Annotated in this window: 19 protein-coding genes; 12 read left to right on the top strand and 7 right to left on the bottom strand. The window is 63.3% G+C overall.

Going from position 1 to position 25,587, the window contains the following annotated elements:
• Positions 1–8: 8 nt before the first annotated feature.
• The 3 genes from YY7_RS0125480 (at position 9) to YY7_RS0125470 (ending at position 3,108) form a co-directional block, all read left to right on the top strand.
• On the top strand, positions 9–1,958 hold the full coding sequence (locus YY7_RS0125480) for a PAS domain-containing sensor histidine kinase (RefSeq protein WP_051396898.1): 1,950 nt from the start codon (positions 9–11) through the stop codon (positions 1,956–1,958).
• Positions 1,959–2,027: 69 nt separating this feature from the next.
• Positions 2,028–2,426: a response regulator transcription factor gene (locus tag YY7_RS0125475; RefSeq protein WP_028165706.1), complete on the top strand. Its 399-nt coding sequence runs from the start codon at positions 2,028–2,030 to the stop codon at positions 2,424–2,426.
• Positions 2,427–2,442: 16 nt separating this feature from the next.
• The gene (locus YY7_RS0125470; RefSeq protein ID WP_028165705.1) at positions 2,443–3,108 is read left to right on the top strand and encodes a response regulator transcription factor; all 666 of its coding nucleotides are present in this window, start codon (positions 2,443–2,445) and stop codon (positions 3,106–3,108) included.
• 469 nt (positions 3,109–3,577) lie between these two features.
• On the opposite strand, the gene YY7_RS52705 is transcribed toward YY7_RS0125470, so the two are convergent.
• Complete coding sequence (locus YY7_RS52705; RefSeq protein ID WP_245287389.1) at positions 3,578–4,183, bottom strand: helix-turn-helix domain-containing protein; 606 nt, start codon at positions 4,181–4,183, stop codon at positions 3,578–3,580.
• Between the two features lie 723 nt (positions 4,184–4,906).
• Between YY7_RS52705 and YY7_RS0125455 the strand changes: the two genes are divergently transcribed.
• Both YY7_RS0125455 and YY7_RS0125450 read left to right on the top strand, forming a co-directional pair.
• Positions 4,907–6,271 carry an aminotransferase gene (locus tag YY7_RS0125455; protein WP_028165704.1) on the top strand — a complete coding sequence of 455 codons (1,365 nt, stop codon included), beginning with the start codon at positions 4,907–4,909 and terminating at the stop codon, positions 6,269–6,271.
• A 30-nt stretch (positions 6,272–6,301) separates the two neighbouring features.
• Positions 6,302–7,873: an ABC transporter substrate-binding protein gene (locus YY7_RS0125450; RefSeq protein WP_028165703.1), complete on the top strand. Its 1,572-nt coding sequence runs from the start codon at positions 6,302–6,304 to the stop codon at positions 7,871–7,873.
• An 80-nt stretch (positions 7,874–7,953) separates the two neighbouring features.
• Here the strand turns inward: YY7_RS0125450 and YY7_RS0125445 are convergent, their stop codons facing one another.
• The 4 genes from YY7_RS0125445 to YY7_RS0125430 form a co-directional block, all read right to left on the bottom strand.
• Complete coding sequence (locus YY7_RS0125445) at positions 7,954–9,609, bottom strand: dipeptide ABC transporter ATP-binding protein (protein ID WP_028165702.1); 1,656 nt, start codon at positions 9,607–9,609, stop codon at positions 7,954–7,956.
• A 5-nt stretch (positions 9,610–9,614) separates the two neighbouring features.
• Positions 9,615–10,373: an ABC transporter permease gene (locus tag YY7_RS0125440; protein WP_051396906.1), complete on the bottom strand. Its 759-nt coding sequence runs from the start codon at positions 10,371–10,373 to the stop codon at positions 9,615–9,617.
• Between the two features lie 71 nt (positions 10,374–10,444).
• Positions 10,445–11,386, bottom strand: coding sequence for an ABC transporter permease (locus tag YY7_RS0125435; protein WP_028165700.1), 942 nt, complete (start codon positions 11,384–11,386; stop codon positions 10,445–10,447).
• Positions 11,387–11,431: 45 nt separating this feature from the next.
• Positions 11,432–12,637, bottom strand: a complete 1,206-nt coding sequence (locus tag YY7_RS0125430) for a serine hydrolase domain-containing protein (protein ID WP_035690841.1) — start codon at positions 12,635–12,637, stop codon at positions 11,432–11,434.
• A gap of 280 nt (positions 12,638–12,917) precedes the next feature.
• Here YY7_RS0125430 and YY7_RS52700 point away from each other — a divergent pair, with 280 nt between their 5' ends.
• Positions 12,918–13,949 carry a LysR substrate-binding domain-containing protein gene (locus YY7_RS52700; protein WP_210164708.1) on the top strand — a complete coding sequence of 344 codons (1,032 nt, stop codon included), beginning with the start codon at positions 12,918–12,920 and terminating at the stop codon, positions 13,947–13,949.
• Positions 13,950–14,074: 125 nt separating this feature from the next.
• On the opposite strand, the gene YY7_RS52695 is transcribed toward YY7_RS52700, so the two are convergent.
• Positions 14,075–15,250 carry a serine hydrolase domain-containing protein gene (locus YY7_RS52695; RefSeq protein ID WP_035690838.1) on the bottom strand — a complete coding sequence of 392 codons (1,176 nt, stop codon included), beginning with the start codon at positions 15,248–15,250 and terminating at the stop codon, positions 14,075–14,077.
• 816 nt (positions 15,251–16,066) lie between these two features.
• Here YY7_RS52695 and YY7_RS0125415 point away from each other — a divergent pair.
• The 4 genes from YY7_RS0125415 (at position 16,067) to YY7_RS52690 (ending at position 21,046) form a co-directional block, all read left to right on the top strand.
• Positions 16,067–16,813, top strand: coding sequence for a response regulator (locus YY7_RS0125415; RefSeq protein ID WP_282531312.1), 747 nt, complete (start codon positions 16,067–16,069; stop codon positions 16,811–16,813).
• Between the two features lie 179 nt (positions 16,814–16,992).
• A complete protein-coding gene (locus YY7_RS0125410) occupies positions 16,993–17,418 on the top strand; it encodes a hypothetical protein (RefSeq protein ID WP_028165697.1) in 426 nt (141 codons plus the stop codon).
• Entirely contained in the window at positions 17,415–18,458 is a 1,044-nt protein-coding gene (locus tag YY7_RS0125405) for a cytochrome-c peroxidase (RefSeq protein WP_245287388.1), read from the top strand. The genes YY7_RS0125410 and YY7_RS0125405 overlap by 4 nt, the downstream gene beginning before the upstream one ends.
• On the top strand, positions 18,455–21,046 hold the full coding sequence (locus YY7_RS52690) for a two-component system VirA-like sensor kinase (RefSeq protein WP_051396896.1): 2,592 nt from the start codon (positions 18,455–18,457) through the stop codon (positions 21,044–21,046). Before YY7_RS0125405 ends, YY7_RS52690 begins: the two co-directional genes overlap by 4 nt.
• Before the next feature lie 115 nt (positions 21,047–21,161).
• On the opposite strand, the gene YY7_RS0125395 is transcribed toward YY7_RS52690, so the two are convergent.
• Positions 21,162–22,193: an LLM class flavin-dependent oxidoreductase gene (locus YY7_RS0125395; RefSeq protein WP_028165695.1), complete on the bottom strand. Its 1,032-nt coding sequence runs from the start codon at positions 22,191–22,193 to the stop codon at positions 21,162–21,164.
• 261 nt (positions 22,194–22,454) lie between these two features.
• Between YY7_RS0125395 and YY7_RS0125390 the strand changes: the two genes are divergently transcribed.
• Together YY7_RS0125390 and YY7_RS0125385 are read left to right on the top strand one after the other, a co-directional pair.
• Positions 22,455–24,602 (top strand): VTT domain-containing protein, encoded by a 2,148-nt coding sequence (locus tag YY7_RS0125390; protein ID WP_080663833.1) that lies wholly within the window; start codon positions 22,455–22,457, stop codon positions 24,600–24,602.
• Entirely contained in the window at positions 24,599–25,282 is a 684-nt protein-coding gene (locus tag YY7_RS0125385) for an endonuclease/exonuclease/phosphatase family protein (protein WP_028165693.1), read from the top strand. Before YY7_RS0125390 ends, YY7_RS0125385 begins: the two co-directional genes overlap by 4 nt.
• The last annotated feature ends 305 nt before the right edge of the window (positions 25,283–25,587 follow it).

Below are 25,587 nucleotides of genomic sequence, written 5' to 3'. Positions count from 1 at the left end.
AGGATGACATGGCGGCCAACACTGGTCCAAAGCAGGGTAGTTTCAAGGCGATCAGCCGCCGGAGAGGTCAATTCGCGTTCGCGGCGGCCATCGTTGCGTCGGCGCTGATTTTCCTGGCGGATGCGTTAAGCCCGATCGATGGCGCCGTCGCGGTCCTGTACACGGGCGTGGTGCTGACGCTGGCGCCGCTCGGCCGCAGGTTCGTGATCGGCAGCGGCTGTATCACGGCCGTCCTCACGACGATCGCGTTCCTGATCGGGCATGCGGACGATCCCCTGGGAGGCGCCCTGCTGCGCTACATCGTAAGTCTTGTCGCGATCGCGATCACAGTATTGCTGTCGCTCAGGGACAGGTCCGCAAGAACCACTCTCGCTGAGCAAGCGAGAATCCTCGAACTCTCGCACGACACCGTCGTCGTCCGCGACCGATCGGACATCATCCGCTACTGGAATGAAGGCGCCGAGAGGCTCTATGGCTGGACGCGCGGCGAGGCGCTGGGCAGGCGTTGCAGCGATCTGCTCGAATCGATCGTTTCGGCAGAGGAAATAAGCGCCTCTCTCGAGCAGAATGGAACCTGGTCGGGCGAAATCATCCGAACGCGGCGAGATGGCACGCGGCTCATTCTGGCGAGCCGCTGGCTCGAGCGACGAGATCCGGACGGCCGGCCTGTCGGCATCATCGAAACCAGTGCCGATCTGACCGAGAGCCGCCGTGCCCTGGCGGAAAGACGGAGCTCCGAGCAGCGCTACAGCACCATCTTCAACTCGGCGGGGTTTGCCGCCCTGGAATGCGACCTGAGCAAGGCCATGCGGCTGGTCCTGGACAGCAGAGGACCAAGCCAGGACTGCGAAGCATGGCTATTGTCGAATCCGCAGATCTTGCGCGCGGCCGCCAACGAGATCGGGATCTACAACGCCAACAGCGCCGCGCTTGCAATGTTCGAAGCCGATACGGTCGCCGATCTGACCGACGGCAATGCACTGCTCGGACAATTGCCGGATTCCGAACCGGCCCTGGCGCACATCTTTGCCTCGTTAGTGGCCGGTTCTTCGCTCGCGGAGATCGAGACGCGCTGCGCGACTTTGCATGGGCGCATCATCGATGCGGTGCTGCGGGTGTCCGTCCTGCCGGACGGACAGGATTGGTCAAGGGTGCTGCTCATGGCCGTCGATGTCACCGAGCGAAACGAGGCGCGGGCGAAGATCGAGCAGACCTCCCTCGAACTCGCTCACGCCGGGCGCGTGGCTCTGCTGGGCCAGCTTGCCGGTTCGATCGTGCATGAGGTCAACCAACCCCTCGCGGCCATCATCAACTACGGCAAATCGGGCAAGCGTTGGCTTACCCGGCCAGATCCCGACCTCACGGAGGTGGCCGACTGCCTGGAGAAGATCGTCTCGAACGGCAACCGGGCCGCAGAGGTGGTCGGAAGGGTGCGCGCGCTCGCCAAGAAGACCGCGCCGCAGGTCAGCTCCGTCGATATGGGCGCCCTGGTGCAGGATGCGGTTTCCCTGCTGGCGCGGGAAGCGCGCGCTGCGGCGGCGACTATCCGGGTTGAGGAAGCCAATATCCCAGGCCCGATTATCTGTGACCGGGTGCAGGTGCAGCAGGTGATCGTCAACCTGTTGATGAACGCGCTCCATGCGACCAGGGGAATCGCCGACCGCCCGCACGAGATCCGCGTCAGGATCGACGGCACCGCCGAGAATTTCATCAAAGTGGCTGTCGAGGACAGCGGCACCGGGATCGAGGGCAACCCCGAGCGCATCTTTGAGCCGTTTTTCACCACCAAATCCGATGGAATGGGCCTTGGGCTGTCGATTTGCAGGACGATCATCGAAGGGCAGGGAGGCCGCGTTTCGGCGTCCAACAATGACGGATGGGGGGCAACCGTGGGGTTCACGCTCCCATTGAACATCCCGGCGGAGGCGCGGTGGTCGAAACCTAATATCTTGATATGATGGGAAAATGGACAGAATCCGGCCATACCGACGGAAGCACCGGGCAAATTGCCCGGGAGGAGCTGTCTAGTGCCACAAGGATCCACCATCTGCATCGTTGACGATGACGAGGACGTGCGGGAAAGCATATCGAGCTTTTTTCGCTCGGTAGGCCTGCGCGTGGAGAGTTTTGGCGCGGCCGAGAACTTCCTGGCGTCGTCCTCCGTCGCGAATGTCGACTGCGTCATCACGGATTTGCACATGCCGGGGATGGATGGCCTCGGCCTGCACCGGGAACTGCGGCGCCGGGGAGTTGGCGTCCCCGTGATCGTCATGACGGCCTATTCGACGCCGGAAGCGCGCGCCGAGGCAAAAAGTCTTGGAGCCGCGGCTTTTGTTGACAAGCCCGTCGATCCCGAGATTCTGCTCCACGACGTGGAGGCAATCCTGGGCGACTCTTCGCAAGGACCTCCCCCGACACTCCAATGACCTGGTCCTGGACAGCATGAGTGCATCACAGAGCGCGATCAGCACCGCCCTCATCTGCATCGTCGACGACGACACCGACGTGCGCAATTCGCTCAGCAGCCTGCTGCGTGCCGTCGGCTACTCCGTCGAGACGTTCGCGGGGCCCGGCGAGTTCCTGGCATCCGATGCCATCAACTCCGCGTCCTGCCTGATCCTGGATATCCGGTTGGGGGAAGCCGACGGGCTCGAATTCCAGGAGGAGCTGGTTGAGAGCGACGCCTCGATTCCGGTGATCCTGATCAGCGGCTACGGGGACATACCGATGACCGTCCGCGCGATGAAGGCCGGCGCGGTCAATTTCCTTCCCAAGCCGTTCGAAGAGGAAGCACTTCTTGCGGCCGTCGAAGAGGCCGTCTCCCGCGATCAGCGGCGGCGCGCAGAAGCGCGGCGGGACGAAGACATCCGCCTGCGCTACGATTCGCTGACGCCCCGGGAACGGGAAGTCATGGGCCTTGTCACGGCAGGACTGATGAACAAGCAAGTTGCCTGGCGCCTGTCGCTGAGCGAGATCACGGTGAAGATTCACCGCGGCAACATGATGCGCAAGATGCAGGCCAAATCGCTCGCCGAGCTCGTGCGAATGGCCGATGTGCTTGGCGTTCGGCAGGCGTTGGCCAGTCAGCAGCCCGCCCGGGACAACTGAGGGCAGCGCAGCGTCAGCGGCCTTCGGTCCGCGGGCCGTCTTTCACGGCTCTACACAGTGATGCGGACCGGATTTGCGTCCAGTCTTACGATGCGATCGTATTGCCGTTGCAAGACCGCCTTCGAGCAGCACTCTCTATCCAGAGAAAGCGACATGCTTTGTTTTACCAGCGAATTCAGGGGAGCTTGGTGAACGTGGCGTAGCGCAGCGACGTCCCTGCTTTCGATTCCAAACGAATGAGACGACGCGGGCAGCCACGACACCAGGAGAACCGCGAGGCGTCTGAGAATGAAATTTTTCAGTCGACGGTTCATGGCTTCCACAATCCCGATCGCCGGGTCACTGCAATGCTTCGATGTTGTGTTTTACGAAGGGTGCGGGATATCGTCGATTATACTGGTTGGTTAAGTCGCGCAGTTCTCGTGGCGTGCGCGGTTAACACCAAGGTTTATGTCGAGGCGCCGGCTCGTCAGAGCGGCCGTGGTCCCTCGACGGTTCGCTCGTCAGCGCCAATTCGCCTGTATGACGGCTGCGGCGGCTCGGTCGGCCTGCCTTCCCTCCACTTCAAGGGCGTTTGTCCTACGATACGCTTGAAGACGGTGGTGAAGTGCGCTTGAGTGCTGAAGCCGACACTTAGTGCGATGTCGACGATCGATTTGTCGGTCGTTCGCAGCATGTCCTGCGCAGCGGAGACACGCTGCTTCAGCAGATATTGATGCGGCGTCAATCCGGTTGCGCGGAAGAACAGCGCGGCAAAATGCATCCGGCTCAGCCGGGCTGCTCCGGCCATGTCTGCCAACGTCACTTTCTCATCGAGATGCGTGGCCACGTACTCCACGACGCGCTTGAGGCGCCACTTTGATAGTCCGTCGTCCCGGTTGGCCTGCACAGGGGAGGCCGGTTTCGTATCGGCGCTGATCATCCTCGCCACCGTGACGAGCCTGATCGCGTCCGCGTAGATCCCTCCGAACTCCGACTGGTCTCGCTCCGCCGCAGCAAGCGCCTCGGAGAGCCGGCGCACCACCGGATCCTGGTCCATTCGCGCTTTCGGCATCTCCCGGATTGCCTTGCTCACGAGACTATCGAAGCTCAGTGACGCCTCGACATCCCTTCCCACGCCTGCGATTTGAAGGGCGCGCTCGGTCTCAGGCGCACCTGCATTCGGCACGACGCGTACAGAAACGCCGAGATGCTTGAGATCGATGCCAATGACCGGGGTATCCGGCCGTGCTGCGTGCTCTGGCGATTGCTGGACTGCAGAACGGTTATCCAAAAGTTCGGCAGCGGATATCGATACGGATCGCTCTCTAAGAAGCTGGGCGGGATGGCACGACATATCTGGCCTCCTGAAATCTCAAGCTCGACTGGCGTCGACTATCGGATGGCTAACAATATGGACCGCTTTTCCCGCTCATGGTGTCATACATTGGTATGGATCGTCAGAAGTAACGAGTACGTAATCGTCAGGGTCTTCACGAAGATCTGACGGAAGTCGTCGCCCCGGCCATCGATTGCAGTACGGCCATTCGAAAATTCGATCGACGATGTCATACGGAAGTATTTTAGCAAAACGCTCGACGACGAACGCCGCAATCGTCAGCGCACCGCTCGAGCTATCGCAAATGCCGCGATCGTCGCAGCATCGATCGCGACGGTGCACCCTGCGGCTTTGCGGTCTGGTGCCTGTTGGTCACCAACGCCACTCATTTTGGCATCTCCCGCATTTGTATCGGCGGTTGAATGATCGGGACCGATGGTGCCGGCCAGTTTGGCTCCGCCGGCGGCGTCGGAGAGAAAAATGCTGGATACAAGAACGACCGACGATTGGCAGGCGCTCGACGGGGCGCATCACGTCCATTCCTTCACCGATCCCGCGCTGATCGCCAGCGGCAAGACCCGCATCGTGGTGCGCGGCGAAGGCTGCCAGATCTGGGACAGCGACGGCCGCCGCTTCCTGGACGGCATGGCCGGTTTGTGGTGCGTGAATGTCGGCTACGGCCGGCAGGAACTGATCGATGCCGCAACCCGGCAGATGGCGGAGCTGCCATTCTACAGCAACCATTTCCAGAGCACGACGCCGACCATGACGGCGCTCGCGCATCGGCTGTCGACGCTGACCCCTCAAGGGCTCGACCATTTTCTCTTCACCAGCTCGGGCTCCGAAGCCAACGATACCGTCGTTCGCATGGTGCGCTATTTCTGGAAGCTGCAGGACGCACCCCGCAAGCGCATCTTCATCAGCCGGACGATGGCCTATCATGGCAGCACGTTGGCCGCCGCCAGCCTTTGCGGACTGCCGCATATGCATGCCCTGGACGGTGGCACGCTGCCGGATTTCGCGCATATCGTGCATCCGCACTGGTACGGCGTCGGCGGCACCCTGGGAAAGGACGAATTCGGTTTGCAGGCCGCGCAGGCCCTGGAGCAGCGCATCCTCGAGCTCGGTCCGGAGAATGTCGCCGCCTTCATCGGAGAGCCGGTGCAGGGTGCAGGTGGCGTGATCGATCCGCCATCGACCTACTGGCCGCAGATCCAGCGGATCTGCCGCAAATACGATGTGCTGCTGGTCGCCGATGAGGTGATCTGCGGCTTCGGGCGCACCGGCTCCTGGTTCGGAGCGCAGACCTTCGGCATCACGCCGGACGTGATGACGATGGCAAAGGGGCTGTCGTCGGGCTATCTGCCGATCGCTGCGGTCGCGATGAACCATCGCGTGTTTGCGACCATCAGCGGCGGCGGGCATCTCGCGCACGGCTACACCTATTCCGGCCATCCCGTCGCCAGCGCGGTGGCGCTCGCGAATATCGACATCATCGCCCGCGAAGGCCTGGTCGATCGGGTCCGCGAGGACATCGGCCCTTATCTTCACAACACCTTGGCGAAGCTGACCGACAGCCCGATCGTCGGCGAGAAACGCGGCATCGGCGCGCTGGCGGCCTTGCAACTGGTCAAGAACAAGGCAACACGGGAACCATTCACGGTCGAAGAAGGCGCCGGCATCTTTTGCCGGGAGGCTTGCTATGCCCGCGGCCTCATCCTTCGCGCCGTTGGCCAGTCCATCGTGCTGAGCCCATCGCTGGTCATTACCCATGCCGAAATCGACGAGCTCGCCGAGAAGCTGGCTGGCGCACTCGAGGAGACGGCGCGCCATTTCCGCCTATGATGATTGTTGCAAACTGATTTGGAGAACCGCATGAGGAAGAGAACTGCCCTTGCCGTGCTGCTTGCAGCCTTCGCTTTTGGCGGTGCGGCCGCTGCGGAGGAACCGATCCGCGGCGGCACCATGCGCGTTGTCCTGACGGCCGATATCCGCAGCCTCGACGCCAGCCGCAGCGACAACATCACGGATCTGGTCCTGAACCACATCTATGAGCAACTGGTCGCGCACAAGGACGACATGACGATCGGACCTGCGGCTGCCGAAAGCTGGCAGGTGTCGCCGGACGGCAGGTCCTACACGTTCAAGCTGAAGGAAGGCGCGACCTATCACAACGGTGACGAGGTGTTGGCCTCCGACGTCAAATGGCTGTGGGAACGCCGCATGGGCGCGGCCAAGACCGGCGCGCCATGGCTCTGCAATGCCAGTTTCGACGGTTCGCGCGGGCTGAAGGTGGAGTCGGTCGAGGCGCCGGATGACCGCACCGTGGTGTTCAATCTTGACAAGCCGAACACGCTGTTCCTGATCCGTCTCGCCGATATCGTCTGCAACTTCTGGATCGCGAGCCCGAAGAATGTCGATGCCGACGGCAACTGGATCTCCGGTTCGGCGATCGGCAGCGGCCCGTTCCAGCTCAAGGAGTGGCGCAAGGAGCAGTATGTCTCGCTCGAACGCTTCGCCAATTACGTGCCGCTCAGGGCAAAGCGTGACGGCTATAGCGGCGACCGCACCACCTACCTCGATGAGGTGCGCTTCGTGGTCATCCCGGACAAGACGGCTGCCGAAACCGCGCTGATCGCGGGGCAGGTCGATGTTGTGACCTATCTGCCGGTCTCGCACATGGAGGACATGAAGAAGCGCGGCGCGGTCGTCAAGACAGCGCCCGGACTTTCGCTCTCGGCCATCCTGGTCCAGACCAGCGATCCGCTGCTCTCCAATGTGAAGATCCGGCGCGCTCTGGCCCACGCGATCGATTTCAAGGAGATGGCCGAGACCAAGCTCGCAGGTCTCACTGAGTTCAATCCTTCCGGCGTGCCGGAGTCGAGCGCCTATTTCGACAAGTCCTTCCAGTCCTGGCCCACCCACGATCCCGCCAAGGCCAAGAAGCTGCTGGCCGAGGCCGGCTATAAGGGCGAGCCGATCAAGCTGCAGGCCAACAAGCGCTATATCGGCATGTATGACAACGCCGTCATGGTGCAGGCGATGCTGGTGGCCGGGGGCTTCAACGTGCAGCTCGACGTCATCGACTGGGCGGCCCAGCTCGACAATTACATGAGCGGCAAGTTCCAGTTGCAGTCGTTCGGCTATTCCTCGCGTGCCGACCCGATGATTATCTATGGCTCGCTGATCGGCAGGAAATCGGTCGCCGCCACGTCGCAATGGGACAGTCCGGACGCACAGGCGCTTTACTTCAAGGCGTTGGCGACGGCAGACTTCGATGAGCGCAAGAGCCTGTTGAAGCAACTCCATGGCAAGATGGCGGAGGACGTGCCGATTCTCGGACTCTACTACTACCCCGTGATCGAGGCCGTCTCGCCCAAGCTCGTCAACTACGCGTCCTGGCCGCTCGAGAAGCCGCGCGCCTGGGGCGTGTGGAAGAAGCCGTAACGTCTCCCCGATACGGCGGACCGGAAGCCCGGTGCCCTGAAACGGCGGCGCCGGGCTTTTTCTTTTGCATGGGGCGTCGATCAGACGGCCGTTGCCGCAGCCACGCCGTCGAACCTGCGGTCCAGCAGCATGGCCGCATTGAGCAGGCGCTTGGTGTAGTCGTGCTGAGGGCGATCGAAGATGTCGTCCCGGCTGCCGACTTCGACGATCTTGCCGTTCTGCATCACCGCGACGCGATCCGCGACCTGCTCGACTGCGCCAAGATCGTGCGAGACAAACAGGCAGGCGAAGCCATAGCGGCCCTGAAGATTGCGGATGAGCGTCAGGATTTGCTTCTGCACAGTCATGTCGAGCGCGGACACCGGCTCGTCGGCGACGACGAAGGCGGGACGTCTGGCGATGGCGCGGGCGATGGCAACGCGTTGACGCTGGCCGCCCGAGAGCTGGTGCGGCAGGCGCCGCAGGAAGTCTGCGGACAGGCCGACCTCGTCGAGCACGTCGCGCACCCTGATGTCGCGGGCCTTGCGCTCCATCGTGGTGTCGAGCCGCAGCGGTTCGGCCACGATATCGCCGACACGCTGCCGCGGATCGAGCGAGGAATACGGATCCTGGAAGATGATCTGCATCTCCTCGCGCTGCAGCCGCGCGGCGCGTCCGCGCCAGGTCACGATCTGGCCGCCGCGGAACGAGATGCTGCCGGCCGACGGGTCGATCAGGCCAACGGTGGCGCGGCCGAGCGTGGTCTTGCCGGAGCCGGAACCGCCGACCAGTGCCAGCGTCTCGCCATGTCCAATTGTGAGACTGACGCCGTCAACTGCGCGCTTGGCCTCGCTGCGGCCGAACAGTCGCGCGCGGCCGGGATAGTCGATCACCACGTCGCGCAGCTCCACCAACGGTTTGGCGTCGCGTGCGAGGCGGATGCCGCCAGCGCTCCGCCGCGGCAGCGCGTCGACCAGTCGCTGCGTATATTCATGCTTCGGCGTGGACAGCACGTCCGCGCTGCGGCCCTGTTCGACAATCCTGCCCTTGAGCATGACAGCCACGTCGCGCACGTAATGCGAGACCATGCCGAGATCATGGCTGATCAGAAGCACCGCGGTGCCGTTCTCCTGCGTCAGCTCCACCATGAGGTCGAGCACGTCGCGCTGAACCAGCGTATCCAGGGCGGTCGTTGGCTCGTCGGCGATCAAAAGATCCGGCTTCAGCAGCATCACCGACGCCAGCATGATGCGCTGGCGCATGCCGCCGGAGAATTCGTGCGGATAGGCGCTGAGGCAATGCACCGGATTCGGGATGCTGACGCGTTTCAGCATCTCCAGGCAGCGCTCGCGAATCTCGTTGCGGCCGAGGCGACGGTGGTGCAGTGCGAGCCCTTCGGCCATCTGCCGCCCGATCGTCATCGACGGATTGAGCGAAACCATCGGTTCCTGAAACACCATGCCGATATGTTCGCCGCGGATCTTGCGCAATGCAGGAGGCGAAATGCCGACCAGCTCGGTGTGACGGAACCTGATGCTGCTGCCGGGGGCTGCGATCAGCGGTGTCGGCAATAGCCCGAGCACGGCGCGCGCGGCCATGGTCTTGCCGGACCCGGATTCGCCGACCAACGCCAGCATGCTGCCCGGCATGATCGCAAAGCTCGCATCGTCGACGATCCTGGTGCCGCCGGGCCCGACGGTGACCGTCAGATGGTCGGCAGCCACGACGGCTTGCCCTGGATTCGATTGCGACGCCATCGACTTCAAGCCTGCATCTTCGGATCGAGCCAGTCGCGCAGCGCATCACCCAGCATGTTGATGCCGAGCAGCGTCAGCGAGATGCACAGGCCCGGCAGCACGATCAGGTACGGCGCCTGCGTGATGAACGGACGGCCGGAGGCCAGCATGTTGCCCCAGCTCGGCGCCGGCGGCGGGACACCGAGGCCGAGGAAGCTGAGCGCGCTCTCCGACAGGATCACCCAGCCGAACATCGTGGTGGCGAGCACAGTGATCGGCGCCATGCAGCTCGGCAGCACGTGACGGACCATCGTCACCAATTCCGAGTTGCCCATCACCCGCGACGCCTCGATATATTCGCGCTCGCGCACCGACAGCACGGTGCCGCGGGCAACACGCACCACGGCGGGCATATAGGCGATGCTCAGCGCGGCGATCAGCGCCTCGCGGCTCGCGCCGGCAATCGCCATGATGAACAGCGCCAGCAGCAGGCTGGGGAAGGCCAGCAGCGCGTCGTTGAGAACCATGAGAACGCGATCGATCCAGCCGCGCAGGAAGCCGGCGATGATGCCGAACAACAGCCCGAAGAAGATCGCGAGCGCGACCGTCGCCAGCGCGATCCAGCCCGTGGTGCGGGCGCCGTACATCAGCCGGCTCAGCACGTCGCGGCCGAATTCGTCGGCGCCGAGCAGATGCGCAGCTGATGGCGCCTTCAGCACCGAGCGCAGATGCAGCTTGAGCGGATCGTAAGGCGCAAGCGACGGACCGAGCACCGCCAGCAACATCAGAACAGCAACGATGCCGCCGCCGATCAGCAAGTTGGCGCGTCCGCGCGCGAGCCGGGGGAGGAACCGTGTCACTGCGCGATCCTGGGATCGAAGAGCGGGTACAGCATGTCGACGATCAGATTGACCACGACATAGATCACGCTGATGAACAGGATGCAGCCCTGCACGATAGGATAGTCGCGCGCATAGATCGCCTCGACCAGCAGCCGGCCGAGGCCGGGAATGGTGAAGACCGTCTCGGTGACGGCGATGCCGCCGAGCAGGCCGCCGAGGATCAGGCCGATCAGCGTCCAGGTCGGCGCGAAAGCATTGCGGAACGCGTGGCGCCACATGACCTCCGCCTCCGACAGCCCCTTGGCGCGGGCGTGGGTGATGTATTCCAGCCGCGAAACCTCGATGGTGCTGGCGCGCGCCATGCGAACGATCGGTCCGATCTCCACCAGGATCAGTGTGAGCGCCGGCATGAAGATGAACATCAGGCCTTGGCGGAAGTCGTCATGCAGCGACACGTAGCCGATCACCGGAAACCATTCGAGCCACATGCCGAACACCAGGAGGATCATCAGGCCGAGCCAGAAGCTCGGGATCGACAGCAATAGCGTCGATGTCGCCACGAGGCCGTAGTCGGCGAGGCTGCCTTGCCGCCAGGCAGCGAACATCCCGGCCGGCACCGCGATCAACGTGGCGAGCAGCACTGCGGTGACGACGATGGTGGCAGAGACCGCGAAGCGGTCGAGCATCAGCGGAAGCACGGGATCGCCCGAGGTGATCGACTTCCCGAAGTCGCCGGCCAGGATATGGCTGAGCCAGGTGACGTATTGTGTCGGCAGCGAACCCGACAGGCCCATCTCGCGCCGCAGCGCCTCGACCTGCTCGGGTGTCGCGAGATCGCCCAGCATCACCGCGGCAGGATCGCCGGGGATCAGGCGCATCAGGAAGAAGATGGCGACTGAGACGATGATCATGGTCGGCACCGCCTGCAGCAGTCGTCCGAGCAGGAAGCGAATCATGAAAGGGCCCCTCGGCCGATCTGCGGCGCCTGTGTCACGTCTGGCTTACCCGCAAAGCGCACCGCGAATCGCATGCGCGGCGGCGATCGCCTCACGGGCGCGCGGCACGCTGGTGACTTCGGGCCAGGTCGACAGTTTGACGAAGGCGTATTCGGATTCCGGATCGATGTAAATCAACTGTCCGAAGATGCCGCGTGCAAGCATTGCCCGTCCCTTCGGATCCTCGATCCACCACTTGTTGTGATAGGCGCCGACCGGAAGCGTCTCGCGGAAGAAGCCCTGGAACAGCTCGGTATTGCCGTTGTTGCGGGTCTCTTCGATCCAGGAGGACGGGATCACCTGACGAGCGCCATGGCGCCCGCCATTGATGACGAGCTGCGCGAAGCGGCCATAGTCGCGCAAGCTAGCGCAGAAGCCACCGTCGGCAAGCGCAAAGCCGCCGTGATCGACCGTGAAGTAGCCGTCTTCCTGCGCGCCCATCGGGCCCCACAATTCGCGGCTCACCAGTTCCGACAGCGATGTCTCCGTGACGCGCTCGAGGATGAAGCCGAGCACATCGGTCTCGATCGAGCGATACTGAAACAGGGAGCCATGCGGACGCGCCTGCTCGGTCAGCGTGAGGATCAGCTCCCATATGGTGCGCGGCCAGTCGGGATTGTCATTCACGCGCCAGCCGCAGGCATAGCCGAGCTTCACCATGTGCGAGCCGGGTGTTGTGTAGGATTCGTCGAACACGACGCCGGTGGTCATGTCGAGCACTTGCTGCAGGGTGGCGCCGCTATAGGCCGTGCGGGCGAGTTCCGGGAGATATCGCGTAACCGGCGCGGCCGGATCGAGCACACCCCTTTCGACGAGGATGCCGGCCACCATCCCGACCATCGATTTCGCCATCGACATCGAGAGGTGCTGGCTGTGCGGCTTCATATCGTTGAAATAATGCTCATAGACGATTGCGCCGCGATGCAGCACGAGCATGCCGTCGGTCGCGTTGTCAGCGAGGAAGCTGTCGAAGCTCAGCGCACGTCCGTCGAAGGTGAACGCGACAGACCCGAGTTCCTGCCTGTTTTCGCTCAGGGGCATCACCGGGCCCGGCCCGCGCCACACCTGCGCGGTCGGGGTCATCTCGCGGATGTGCTGGAAGGTCCAGCGATGCATCGGCGGCCGGCTCCAGCCGCTGCGCGGCAGTAGCAGCGCTCCGGGATTGAGCGGGTCGCGGTATTTCGGCCGTTGGAACAGATCGGGCAGGGGCATGATCCTCGCAAGGCGGCGACATGCTTCCCGCCGCGCAGGCCGCGGGCGCTGTGCCATCGTAAGACAGGGCCGAGCCTACCGTGATCGGGAGGTGCTGGAAGATGCCAATGAGGGGCATGGTGGTGCGCAGCGCGCACCGTGATAGGCTGTCAACTTGCCGCAGTCGCGCGACCCTGCAGCTCGTGCAACTGCGGCATGGGTCTTGCTTCGCGAAACGTTTCTTTTCCTATGCCGTCAGGTCCGCTCGGCGGGAGATCACTTAACCGAATGCAGATAATAGATGACTAATCCGATCTTCATGGATGACGACAAGGGATCGGCGCCCGCACCGGCGCTCAATCCGCCCTCCCGCAAATCGATCCCGCCGTTCGAAGCGCTGCGCGCCTTCGATGCGGTGGCGCGATTGCGGGGCGTTCGGCGCGCGGCACAGAGCCTCGGGCGCGATCATGCCGTGATCAGCCGTCACTTGCGCACGCTCGAAGCCTGGACCGGGATCAAGCTGATTGATCGAACGTCGTCGAGCATTTCGCTCACCGAGGAGGGCGTCCGCTATCACAAGCAGATCGCCGCAGCGATGGATGCCATCGCCAACGCCACTATCGACGTGATGCGCCGTGCCGATAACCGCCGGCTCCTGATCTGGTGCGCGCCGGGATTTGCGCTGCACTGGATGTCGAGCAAGATCGGGCTGTTCGAGAAGGCAAATCGCGACGTCGAGGTCGAATTGCGCCCGACCGATCGCCGGCCCGATTTCGCGTCGCACGAGACCGATATCGATATCCGCTTCGAGTCGGTCTATGGCAATCCGCTGCAGCTTGCGCCCGGGTTGCGCTGCACCGAGCTCGCGCGCGTGCCGATCGTGGCGGTCGCAAGTCCGGCCTATCTCACCTCGATGCCGCCGATCGAGACGCCGCGCGATCTGTTGGGCCAGCGCCTGCTGCACGAGGAGGATTTCGACGGCTGGGCGCATTGGCTCGCCGCTCACGGCATCTATGACGAACTCGATCTTGGGGGGCCGCGGCTCTGGCAGGGCCATATGACGCTTGACGCCGCGATCCACGGCCGTGGCGTGGCGCTCTCCAATCACATGGTCGTTGCCCATGAACTGGCGTCGGGCCGCCTTGTGGAGATCGGCAAAGGCGATACGAGCTTCCAGCCCTATTCCGATGGCATCTATTATTTCATCACCCGCGCCGACCGCTGGGATTCGCCGCTGATCCGCCGCTATCGGAATTGGCTGATCAATGCCGTTGCGACCGACTGGCCGGAACTCGGCGTCGCGGCACAGAAGCAGCGGAGCAGGGTGGGCTAGGAAGGTGCTTCGACGCGCGGCGAACATAGCGTTTTCGAGCGAAGTGGACGCCGGTTTGCGTGAAGAAAACGCGTCAAAACAAAAGGCAAAAGCGCGCTTCTGATCCAATCGGAATCGATCAGGCTCTAGCGCAGGGCCTGGACCATCGCATTCCAGAAATCGTTGTCGAGCACGGTGGCGGAGCCAGTTGGTTTGGGTCGCGCGCTCAGCACCACGCAGATGATGCGGTGCTTCGGATTGATGTAGATGAACTGGCCGAAGATGCCGCGCGCACTGAACGCGCCGTCTGCGAGCGAGCCATCGATCGCCGGCGTCGGCCACCACATGTATCCGTAGTCCACGCGCTGGCCGCCGATCTGCCGTGATGCACCGGCTTCGCGCACCCAGCCTTCCGGCAGCACGCGCACGCCGTCGATGACGCCGTCGTCGAGGATGAAGCGGCCGAAGCGCGCATAGTCGCGCATGGTCGCGAACAGGCCGCTGCCGGCGATTTCGAGGCCATCCGGCGATTCCAGCCACCACGCGCCGTCGGCTTCCATGCCGAGTTTCGACCAGATCTTTTCGGACAGATAGTCGCTGAGCCACTTGCCGGTGGCGGCACGCACCAACGCGCCGACCACATGGGTGTCGCCGGTGCTGTAGGTCCAGACCGTGCCGGGCGCGGCGACGCGCGGGCGCTCCGCCATATAGCGCATGATCGCGCCGGATTGCTGGGCGATCTGCAGTTCGAGCATATGACGCCGCTCGGAGGCTGGATTGGTCTGGGTATCGTCCCAGCGCAGGCCCGAAGTCATCTGCATCAGCGTCCTGATCGTCACGCCCTCATAGGCGCAGCCGGCGAGCTCGGGTAGATATTTGGTGACGGGATCGTCGACGCCGGCGATGTAGCCGTCCTGGATCGCGGTGCCGACCAGCGTGGTGCTGACGGATTTCGCGACCGACATCGACAGCCATTTGGTGCCTGCACCGATGCCGAGATCGTAATGCTCGAGCAGCACCTCATCGTTCTGCATCACCAGTAGGCCGGCGATGCGGTTGCGCGCGACATAGTCGTAGATGTCGTAGGTCGCGCCGCCCGAGATGATGGGGAATTCCGGCAGCGTCCGACGGGCGTGGATCAACGACCGCACCGGCGCGCCGGCGCGAATGATGCGGGTGTCGAAGGTGGTGCCGAAGTTCTGGAAGGTCTGCAGGTGATCGCGCGGCATCAGCCTTCCGCTGTACGTACCGATCAGGGCCTCGACGTCGCTGCCGGTTTTGGTATCGATCGCACCGTTTGCGCTGCCGGTACGTCTCAGCATCCCCGTCAAACTCAATGTCCCCTATGCCTGTCACATGCGGTCGAAGCGCCGACGTCGCATTATGGCAGTGGAGGCTGGCCGCTGAGAGGTGCGAAGGCGGAAGCGCCCGGTGCACGGCGATCACCATGGTCAGTAGGAAGTCTCGGCGAATACAAGCCATCGGGGCTTTCTCATGAAGAGAGCCGGACCATGATCTAGGGAGACGAATGGATTCAAACGGCAAGCCGTGTGGTGCTCACGAATGCTCGATTGCCGGCGAGGTTTTGACGGGACCTGAGGGGTGCCCGCACGCAACAGTCAATTATACAGTCATTGGAAAATTCGAGCAGTGATTTCGTGCGGAAGCATTTTGGCAAAAGCGTTCGTCGACGAGTGCCGCAATCACCCGCGCATCGTTCGAGTTATCGGACAGCGGAAAGCTGAGCTTCAGAGAAACATGCTTCGCTCAATCGGAGCAAACCAAGCCCAGCGGGGCTTGGCTGATTTGAACGATTCTAAGAATGTAAGATAGAACAGCCGAAGAGCGTCGTTTCGTTGAGTGCCCACTCACTCGCGCGAATCATGCTCTGGTTCAGCGCGGCCACAGCATTGTGAAGGACCGACGTCGATACCGACGGGTTCAACGATAATTGATGCCGGATGCGCTCGCTGAAATGTGTGCTGTAGCGTGCAATCCTGTGCTTTATACCCCGCCGCCAGGGGGCGTCGGGAGTGACGCAAATGAATTTGAATGCCGCAATTGCCGCGGCTAACCGTAATGGTCGGCCCGAACGTAGTGAAGCAAACGGAGCCGGTGGAAACGGATCCGATCCGAACGTGCGGTCCGATCAGAACCCGAGTGCGGAGCGCGGCCAGCCGACCTGCCTCGTGGTCGAGGACGATCGCACCATGCGGCACCTCGTGATGAACTATCTCGAGGAGCACGACATTCGTGCGCTGTCCGCGTCGGGGCGGGACGAGGTCACGGGCCTTTTGGTTACGCGCGAACCTAATCTCGTCATCCTCGACCTGCGGCTTGGCCAGGAAGATGGTCTCGATCTATTGCGCGAAATCCGTTCACACTCCGACGTGCCCGTGATCATCACGACCGGCCATCGCCGCGACGAGATCGATCGCGTGGTCGGCCTGGAGCTCGGCGCCGACGACTACATCACCAAGCCGTTTGGCCTGAGGGAGCTGCTGGCGCGGATCCGCGCGGTGCTGCGCCGGCGCGAGACCGGACAGACTGCGCCGCGCGATCCGGAGAAAGGCCGTTATCGATTCGGCGGCTGGCAACTCGATCGGCGCAGCCGGCGTCTTTCCGATCCGAGCGGCACGCAGGTCGCGCTGACGAAGGGCGAATACGCGCTGCTGGTTGCCTTCCTCGACGCGCCGCAACGGCCGCTCTCGCGCGAACAGCTCTTGCAGGCCACCCGCGTGCACGAGGATGTCTTCGACCGCAGTATCGACGTGCAGGTCTTGCGTCTGCGCCGAAAGCTGGAAGGCGATCCGAGCACGCCGAAGGTCATCCTGACCGAACGTGGCGTCGGCTATGTGTTCGCGCTTTCGGTCGAGCGGCTCTGACGATGGCCAATCGCGCCGTGCGGCGGATGGTCGCAAGTTCTGCTTCGACGCATCTCACAGTCGGGGCCGCGGGCGCAGCGGGTTCCATTACAATGGTAGCCCTTAATTCCGGGGCTGGAATGCTGTCGCAACATGCAAACGGCAATCTCTCGAGGGTGAAAAAACCTCGGGAGATGTCAATGAAGTTGGACAGGAAGAAACTGCCCGCCAGCCGATGGCGGACCGACCGTCGCACGAGCGTCGTGCGCCGGTACCCGATGCGAGCGGTGACGACGCACGCAAGTCTCGCCAGCGAGCGGCCGTCCGTGAATGGTGCCTTGTGGTGGCCCTCAAGGCTGATGCTGAAAGCGGTCGGGACGTTCGCCGTCTGCAGCGACGTTGCATTCCACAGCGTCATTCTCTCGCTGATGTCCTGGACGGTCGCCCAGGTGTTGGAGGGGTGCGCCGCTTACGCGCAAGGCATGTATCCTTACGCGCTGGATCCCGACGAGCTGCGCGGCCACCATCCGCCTGCCATCATCGAATTGCGAAGCCTCGAAAGCCGCGGCGATGCCGAGAATAGCAACATCGCATACCTGGAAAGCCGCGGGAATCGTCGGCAATGATGCGGTTATGGTCGCTGGTCGGATATCGGCGAAGCCGAACGAATCTTGCGGCTGCGCAGGCCTCCGCTCTGCCGGAAATGCTGCGTGCGCGCCGCTGGCCGCCATGGGCTTGCGCAGCGCTCCTCTTGATCGCCACCGGTGCAGCTACGCAAACCATCCCGACCGCTCCCGCTTCGCGCCCGATTCCCATCGCCGATCAGGAGCCGATCACACCCATTCCAGAGCCTACCGCGACCGATCCGCTCAAGCTTGCCCTCGGAGAGCGGTTGTTTACGGACACCCGCCTGTCGAATGATGGGAAGCTGGCGTGCTCCTCTTGTCATGACATCACTACCAATGGCGCCAGCCGCGATTCCGCGATGGTGAGACATGACGGTTCAGATGCTCCATTTGATACATTGACGATCTTCAACGCGGCGCTCAGCTTCCGCCTGAACTGGGAAGGCAATTACCGCACGCTCGAATCGCAGGCCGAATCGTCCCTGGAGAATCCGGCCAATATGGCGACCAGCATGGAGGACATCGTCGCCAGGCTGAATGCCGATCCCGAAATGGTGCGGCAATTTCGTGCCGCCTACGGCCGCGCGCCGGACCGCGCGTGTGTCCTTGACGCATTGGCAACCTTTGAGAAATCGCTGATTACGCCAGGAAGCCGCTTTGATCGTTGGCTGGCTGGCGATACGACCGCATTGTCAGCCGCGGAGCTTGGCGGTTACGAAATATTCAAGTCGTTTGGCTGCATCTCCTGCCACCAGGGAGTGAATATCGGCGGCAATCTGTTCCAGCGCCAGGGGATATTCCGTCCGCTGGTCCACGCGAAGCCTGATGTGGTCCGCGTGCCGAGCCTGCGCAATGTGGCGACGACGGCGCCCTATTTTCATGACGGCAGTGCGGCCACGCTCGAGGAGGCGGTGCGCAAGATGGCGGCGGCGCAGCTCGACCGCACCTTGACCGATGACCAGGTCACCGCGCTCGTCGCGTTCCTGCAGACGCTGACCGGAAACTATCGTGGCATACCCGTCAAGGGATCGCCGCCATGACGCCGCTTCGCGCCCTCGCGATCGTATTCGCGCTCGTCCTGCTGCTGACCTGGCTGTCGCTGCGCGCGATCAATCCGGAGGCCGAGCAGTTCGATCGCGCGCTCGCCGAACTTGAGCGTTTTGCAATGCTGGACAGCTCGCTCTATCGCGACGTTTTCACCGCGCGCGCCGGCACCCTGCGCAACTACGATCCGCTGGTCCGTGAGACCAATGCGATGCACAAATCGCTCGACCGCTTGCGACAGTCGGCGGCGATCGACGCCGAAACGAGCGAAGCGGTGGGCCACCTTGAGGCGTCGCTCGCGCGACAGGAGGAGCTCGTCGACCGATTCAAGAGCGACAATGCGCTCCTGCACAATTCGCTGACGTTCTTCGAGCGCTTCAGCCTCCACGCGACGACGGGCGATCTCGGGCCTTCGATCAGCGCCGCCGCGGCGGCGATGCTGCAGCTCACCCTCGACACGTCGGACAGCGCGGTACGCGAGGTCAAGGATCGGCTGGACAGCCTCGCCGATCGGGCGCGCCCGTTCGATGGCGATGTCATCGGACCGTTGCTGGCGCATGGACGGCTGCTCCAGGGCCTGCTGCCCGCCGTCGATGGCGTGCTGAAGGAGATGCGGGCGATCCAGCCGAGGCTCGAGCAGGAACAGCTCCGCAGCCTGCTCCTCGTGCGGCAAAACGAGTCGAGAGCCACAGCACGGGAATTTCGTTGGCTGCTCTACGTGACATCGCTGGTCCTTGTCGCGTTCCTGGTGCACCTCGGTCTTCGCGTGCGTTCGCATGCGAGGGCGCTTGAACGCCGCGCGACGTTTGAGCATGTGATTGCGGGCATTTCGATGCGCTTCATCGACGTGCTGCCCGAGAACCTGGATGGCGAGATCGAACGCGCCCTTGCCGACTTGATGCTGTGCACCGGCTGCGACCGTACCTATGTTGTGTGGTCCGGGACTACCCCTCGGCTGTACGGCTGGTCGAGGGCGGGCAGGGACTTTCCTCCCGGCTGGCCGGAAGGCGCGCCGGCACTTGCGGCTCGATTCGCGCCCACCGTGGACGGCGTGGTCCACGTCCCGAACGTCAATTCGTTGCCGGTCGGCGCAGACAGAAGGGCGTTGATGGATGTTGGCCTCGGTGCGTGGGCCTGCGTGACCGGCGTCGACCAGGAGGGCACCAGCGTTGCGCTGGGTTTTGACACGATTGGCCGCCCCTGCCGGGTGACGGATACCGTCGAACTCAGTCTTTTGCGCATGGCGCTCGATATCATCATGTACGCCGTTGGGCGGCACGCGATGGAACGGGAACGATGGCGCCTCGAGGAGCGCCTGCAGCAGGCGCGCCGCATGGAGCGGATCGGCACGTTCACAAGCGGCATCGCCCATAACTTCAACAATATCCTCGGCGGGATCCTCGGCCACTCCGAAGTGATCGAGGAGCAGCTCGGCCAGAACAACCGCTTCGCGCAGAATCTCCGTGCGATCCGCCGCGGGGCAGAGCGGGCGCGCGACCTGGTCGAGCAGATCCTCCTGTTCGGACGGCACCGCGACGCGCGGCGCAGGCCGCTCAGTGCGCATAGCCTCGTGACGGAAGCGGTTTCGCTGCTGAACGTTTCGCTGCCCGGTAACGTCGATCTCGCGATCCGCGAGCCGCTGGCGACCGCGATCGTGTCGGGCGAGCCTGCGCAGTTGCAGCAGGTGATCCTCAATCTCTGCAACAATGCCGCGCAGGCGATCGGCGATCACGGCCGTGTCGAAATAGCGATGGACATCCGCGAAATCACCGAAATCCGTTCGCTCAGTCACGACACGCTTCAGCCGGGCCGCTATGTCTGTATCGTGGTCACCGATACCGGCCGCGGCATGGACGATGCGACACTGGCGCGGATCTTCGAGCCGTTCTTCACCACCCGTTCTTCCGGAAACGGATTGGGACTGGCGACGGTGCGCGAGATCGTACATGAGCATGGCGGGGCGATGAACGTGCAGAGCGTTCCCGGCAAGGGCAGCCGCTTCGAGGTTTGGCTGCCTTGCGTGGCGATGGCAGCGCCGATCTCGGACATCAAGCCGGCGATGCTGCCGGTGGGAAAAGGCGAGACCGTGATGATGGTCACCAGCGATCAGGCGCGATTGCTGCGGGACGAGGAAACGCTGGCGGCGATCGGCTACGAGCCGGTTGGATTCGGCACGGCTGCTGCGGCGTGTGCCGCATGCAGCGCCAAGCCCGACCGGTTCGATGCGGCGATCGTCGGCTATTTCGGATCGACGGCGGCGTCGCTGGAAGCGGCGGCGGCGCTGCATGCAGCGGCGCCACAGCTTGCGATCGTGTTGGCCGCGAGATCGACCGAGGAGATCGGCGCCGACACTTTGGTGGCCGCCGGCATCAGCGACGTCGTGCATTGGCCGCTTGTCACGTCGGAAGTCGCGGCTGCGCTCAGCAATTGCGCAGCACGCAGGGAGCCGGAAGCAAAACCGCAAGTCCGCTCATTGCGTGCGTCGCGTCCCGAACCGGCCGACGCGGGCACGGGCTCGCCATCGTTGTCGTCGCGGCTACGGCGTCCGATCGGCCCGCGGCGGCAGCCTTATGCCAAGTCTTAGCTGCCAAGTCTTAGCGCTTCGGTTCTGACGGAATCCGAACCGAAGCGTAGATTCTTGTTTGACGCGTTTTCTTCACGCGAACCGGTGTCCACTTCGCTCGAAAACGCTCTGGCCCCTACGCCACCATATCGCGGACCAGCGGCACGACCTTGCGACCGTAGAGCTCGATGCTGCGCATCAGCTTTTCGTGCGGCAACGGGCCGGCCGAGTATTTGAGCTGGAAGCGCGCGATGCCGAGCGCCTTGACGGTGGCCGCAATCTTTCGTGCGACCGTCTCGGGCGAGCCGACATAGAGCGATCCGTGGTCGGCCTCGCGCACGAACTCGTCGCGGCCCATCGGCGGCCAGCCGCGCTCCCTGCCGATGCGGTCGCGCATGGCCTTGTAGTCGGCGAACAGCTCTTCGCGCGCTTGCTCATCGCTGTCGGCCACATACCCCGGCGAATGCACCCCGATCGGCTTGACCGGGCGGCCGAGTTGCTTGAACGCGCGGTGGTAGAGTTCGACATAGGGCGCGAAACGCTTGGGGTCGCCGCCGATGATCGCGAGCATCAGCGGCAGGTCATATCGCGCGGCGCGCACCACGGACTCCGGGCTGCCGCCGACGCCGATCCAGGTTTTCAGCCGGCCGTGCTCGACCTGTGGAAATACGAGCTGGTTGTTCAGCGGGGCGCGCAGCTTGCCCTGCCAGGTCACCGGCTCCTGCTTCAACAATTCGACGAACAGGTCGAGCTTCTCCTCGAACAGCGCCTCGTACTGGTTGAGGTCGAAGCCGAACAGGGGAAAGGATTCGGTGAACGAGCCGCGGCCGAGGATCACCTCGGCGCGGCCGTTCGAGGCCGCATCGACGGTCGAAAAGCGCTGGAAGACGCGGATCGGATCATCCGAGCTCAGCACCGTCACGGCGGAGCCGAGCCGGATTCGCCTGGTGCGTGCTGCGATCGCCGCCAGCACCACTTCGGGCGCGGAGATCGCGAAATCAGCGCGATGGTGCTCGCCAAGGCCGATGAAATCGATCCCGATCTCGTCGGCAAGAACAGCTTCGTCAACGACATTGCGGATCACCTGCGCATGCGGCAGCGGTGCGCCGGCGGCATCACGGGTGACGTCGCCAAAGGTATCGAGCCCAAATTCCAGCGATGTGGTCATTGTCATATTCCGGTTTGGCACGGCTTGGCACGGCGCGCCGCGAGCTTCCAATCTTTAGAAAAGGGGAGGGCCGGCCCGGACGGGCAGGCGTTGGTAGACTTGACCGCGACATAATGACTGGCCAGCGACTGGCAAGGCCAGGCCGCGAAACGCTTGGTTTCCGCATTATGCCCGACCATCGGCGCTCGCCACCCCAATGGGTCATCACCCGGGCAGGAACCTGACTTCCGCTGAGGCGTTTCAACCGAGCGGTGGGAGCAGATGAACGTTCGGATAGAGAAGGTGCAATCGGCCGAGACAATATTGCTGCCCCGCAGCTCATCCGTGCTCGTTCCGGGCGACACCATCTGGAGAAAATGCGACGCCGGTCGCGTCGCCGTCCTGAACGACGCCGCGGAATATTTTGGTGTCTTGCGGGAGGCGCTGCTGCTCGCCGAGAGGCAGGTCTTCATCATCGGGTGGGACATCCACTCCGAGACTCCGCTTGTCGGGCCATCCGGCGTGGCCGACGACGGCTTGCCAGATACGCTTGGTCCGTTCCTCAAGGCCCTGGTCGAGCAGAAGGACAATCTCGACATCAACATCCTGGTCTGGGATTTCGCGGCACTCTATGCGCGGGAGCGGGAGCGCCATTCGGCCAGGAAATTGGCCAGCCCCACCAACCGCGTCCACATCTGCCTGGATTCCAGCCTGCCGCTCGGCTCGGCGCAGCACCAGAAATTCGTCGTGATCGACAATTCGCTCGCCTTCGTCGGCGGGCTCGACCTCACGATCCGGCGCTGGGACACATCCGAACATGCGCTACATCATTCCTTCCGCAAGGATCCGGCCGGTATTGCCTATCCGCCGTTCCACGACGTGCAGTGCATGGTGGATGGCGCCGCGGCGAGAGCGCTTGGCGAACTCGCGATCCGGCGCTGGAACGCGGCGGGCTGCGACACGATGCCGATCGCGATCTACCATGCAGAGCGATGGCCAGACTCGGTCGCTTCGCAAGCCGAAAACATTCCGCTCGGCATCGCGCGAACGGAACTCGGAACGCGCTTTGAGCCCCCGGTGCACGAGGTCGAGCGGCTGTTTTACGCGTCGATCGCCACGGCAAAAAAGCTGATCTACATCGAGAACCAGTTCACCAGCTCAGCCGAGATCGCCGAGGCGCTCGCAAGGCGGATGCGCGAGGTACCGGAGCTGCGCGTCCTGATCGTCACCCCGAAGCGGCACGCATCATGGCTGGAGTCGCGGACCATGCAAAGCGGTCGCGGCGACTTTGTCGGTCCATTCCATCGCGCCGAGGTCGCCTCGCGCATTCGCATGCTCTATCCGCTGACAAGAGACGGCGACGATGCTGTTCCCGTCATGGTCCACAGCAAGCTCATGACGATCGACGATGAATTCCTGCGGATCGGCTCGTCCAATATCAACAACCGCTCGATGGGGGCTGATACCGAATGCGATCTGTGCTTCGAGGCCACCGATGACGGACATCGCCGGTTCATCCGCAATGTCCGCCATCGGCTGCTCGCGCATCACTGCGGGTTAAGCGAAAGCGCGATCGCGGCCAATGAGGAATGCCTGCTTGAATTCCTTGACGCGCATGCCGCATCGCGCGCCGAGAAGGTGCTGCTTCCCGTGGATCTGGAGGATGCCCGGTTTGGTCCGTTCACCGAGATCCTGCAGCCGATCGCCGATCCGAAGGAGCCGCTCGATCTGCAGCGCGCGGCGGATCGGACGTGGACGGCAAGGACGATGGCGGTCGTCCTGGGAATCATCGCGTCGCTCGTGCTGCTGACGCTGGCCTGGCGTCACTCGTTCCTGAGCAGCTATACGGATGTCGGTTACGTGGCGGGCTTGATCGGAAAATATGCGCAATCACCGCTAGGTCCGCCGGCTGCCGTTCTTGCGTTCCTCGTCGGCGGCCTCGTGATCTTCCCTGTCGTCGTCCTGATCGCCGCGACCGCCGCCGCGCTTGGGCCCGTCAAAGGGTTTGTCGCGGCTGCCATCGGCGTGCTGTCGAGCGCCACATTGCTGTTCTTCATCGGGCGCGTTCTTGGCCAGGAGCGCCTGCAATCGATGCTCGGACGTCGCGCCCTGCGGGTCCAGGAACGCATCATCGGCAAAGGCGTGCTCGCGATCGCGATGATTCGCATGGTGCCGGTGGCGCCATTTTCCGTGGTCAATGTGCTGGCCGGCGCCAGCCGTCTCAGGCTGACCGATTTCCTGATCGGAACCGCGTTCGGCATGGCGCCCGGGATCATCGCGATGGCCGCGCTTGGTGCGCAGATTGCGGACTTTGCGAGGCACGCCTCCTGGTGGGGCGCGCTGCAGCTTGGATTGATCATCGCAATCTGGCTGCCGCTCTGCCTGGCAGCGCAGTTCGTCGTGACATGGTTGGCCGGGCGGCGCAGATGACCGACGTGATCCGGGTGATGACGTGGAACGTGCACGGCACGTTCAACCTGAACAGCAGGTTCGACCTCGATGGCGTCTGTTCTATCTTACGAAAATGGTCGCCCGATATCGTGGCGCTGCAGGAGATCGATTCGCGTGGTGCGACGGAGGATCCGTTCCTGCGGCTCGTCGGCGTCATCGGCGTGCATCGCGTGGAAGCGCGCTCGATCGTCACCGAGGATGGCGATTATGGTCAGGTCCTCCTGAGCCGCTATCCTTTCATTGGCTCTCCCATCATCACCGACGTATCCTATCAGGAACGCGAGCCGCGCCGCGCGATCTCCGCAACGGTCGATACACCCCTCGGTCACGTGTCGGTCGTTGCGACGCATCTTGGATTGAGCATCCATGAGAGGCATGCCCAGGCGCTGGCGCTGGCCGATCTCGCCAAGGCGCCGCGGACCATCGTGCTCGGCGATTTCAACGATTGGTTCTGGGTGAAATCGGTGCGGCGCGTGCTGGTCCGATCTTGTCCGGTGCGGACACGGCTGCGGACCTTTCCCTCCCGCTTGCCGCTTCTTCGTCTCGACCGCATCTATGTCGATCGTGACGGCGACATCCTCAAAGCCTGGACCGATCGCGAAGCGAGGCGCTACTCGGATCATCTCCCCGTCGTGGCGGATATCGTGTTCGCTGGATAGGCGCGGGATCATTCCGTCCATTTTTGATGATCGGCGTAGAAGGCGCCTCCCGCCGTGCTTCAAAAATTTGGATAGCCATTTCATTGACCAAAACGGGCTTTCCCGGGATATTCGATGCAGTAGATTGTGCTGCTTCGGGGTTACCGCATGAGAGCAAGAGACCGGAAAGTGGTGGGCGATATGCGCAAGCGCATGACCCGTCGCTGTGTCTCGGCGGCGACCGGAGCCTGTTGCTGATTCCCGCCTAGTTACCGACCTCAACCATGAATCAGACGGGAGCGCCGCAGCAGCGGCGAACGAGCACA

The organism is Bradyrhizobium elkanii WSM2783 (assembly GCF_000472865.1).
Taxonomy (GTDB): domain Bacteria; phylum Pseudomonadota; class Alphaproteobacteria; order Rhizobiales; family Xanthobacteraceae; genus Bradyrhizobium; species Bradyrhizobium elkanii_A.
This window is presented reverse-complemented; position numbering and strand designations above follow the sequence as displayed.

Coding starts and splice junctions, on each gene's coding strand:
- YY7_RS52690 (WP_051396896.1), top strand. CDS start 18,455: ATGACGCCGCTTCGCGCCCTCGCGATCGTATTCGCGCTCGTCCTGCTG.
- YY7_RS0125455 (WP_028165704.1), top strand. CDS start 4,907: ATGCTGGATACAAGAACGACCGACGATTGGCAGGCGCTCGACGGGGCG.
- YY7_RS52700 (WP_210164708.1), top strand. CDS start 12,918: ATGACTAATCCGATCTTCATGGATGACGACAAGGGATCGGCGCCCGCA.
- YY7_RS0125470 (WP_028165705.1), top strand. CDS start 2,443: ATGAGTGCATCACAGAGCGCGATCAGCACCGCCCTCATCTGCATCGTC.
- YY7_RS0125435 (WP_028165700.1), bottom strand. CDS start 11,386: ATGATTCGCTTCCTGCTCGGACGACTGCTGCAGGCGGTGCCGACCATG.
- YY7_RS0125385 (WP_028165693.1), top strand. CDS start 24,599: ATGACCGACGTGATCCGGGTGATGACGTGGAACGTGCACGGCACGTTC.
- YY7_RS52695 (WP_035690838.1), bottom strand. CDS start 15,250: ATGCTGAGACGTACCGGCAGCGCAAACGGTGCGATCGATACCAAAACC.
- YY7_RS0125390 (WP_080663833.1), top strand. CDS start 22,455: ATGAACGTTCGGATAGAGAAGGTGCAATCGGCCGAGACAATATTGCTG.
- YY7_RS0125440 (WP_051396906.1), bottom strand. CDS start 10,373: ATGTTGCTGGCGGTGCTCGGTCCGTCGCTTGCGCCTTACGATCCGCTC.
- YY7_RS0125410 (WP_028165697.1), top strand. CDS start 16,993: ATGAAGTTGGACAGGAAGAAACTGCCCGCCAGCCGATGGCGGACCGAC.
- YY7_RS0125450 (WP_028165703.1), top strand. CDS start 6,302: ATGAGGAAGAGAACTGCCCTTGCCGTGCTGCTTGCAGCCTTCGCTTTT.
- YY7_RS0125445 (WP_028165702.1), bottom strand. CDS start 9,609: ATGGCGTCGCAATCGAATCCAGGGCAAGCCGTCGTGGCTGCCGACCAT.
- YY7_RS0125480 (WP_051396898.1), top strand. CDS start 9: ATGGCGGCCAACACTGGTCCAAAGCAGGGTAGTTTCAAGGCGATCAGC.
- YY7_RS0125395 (WP_028165695.1), bottom strand. CDS start 22,193: ATGACCACATCGCTGGAATTTGGGCTCGATACCTTTGGCGACGTCACC.
- YY7_RS0125405 (WP_245287388.1), top strand. CDS start 17,415: ATGATGCGGTTATGGTCGCTGGTCGGATATCGGCGAAGCCGAACGAAT.
- YY7_RS0125430 (WP_035690841.1), bottom strand. CDS start 12,637: ATGCCCCTGCCCGATCTGTTCCAACGGCCGAAATACCGCGACCCGCTC.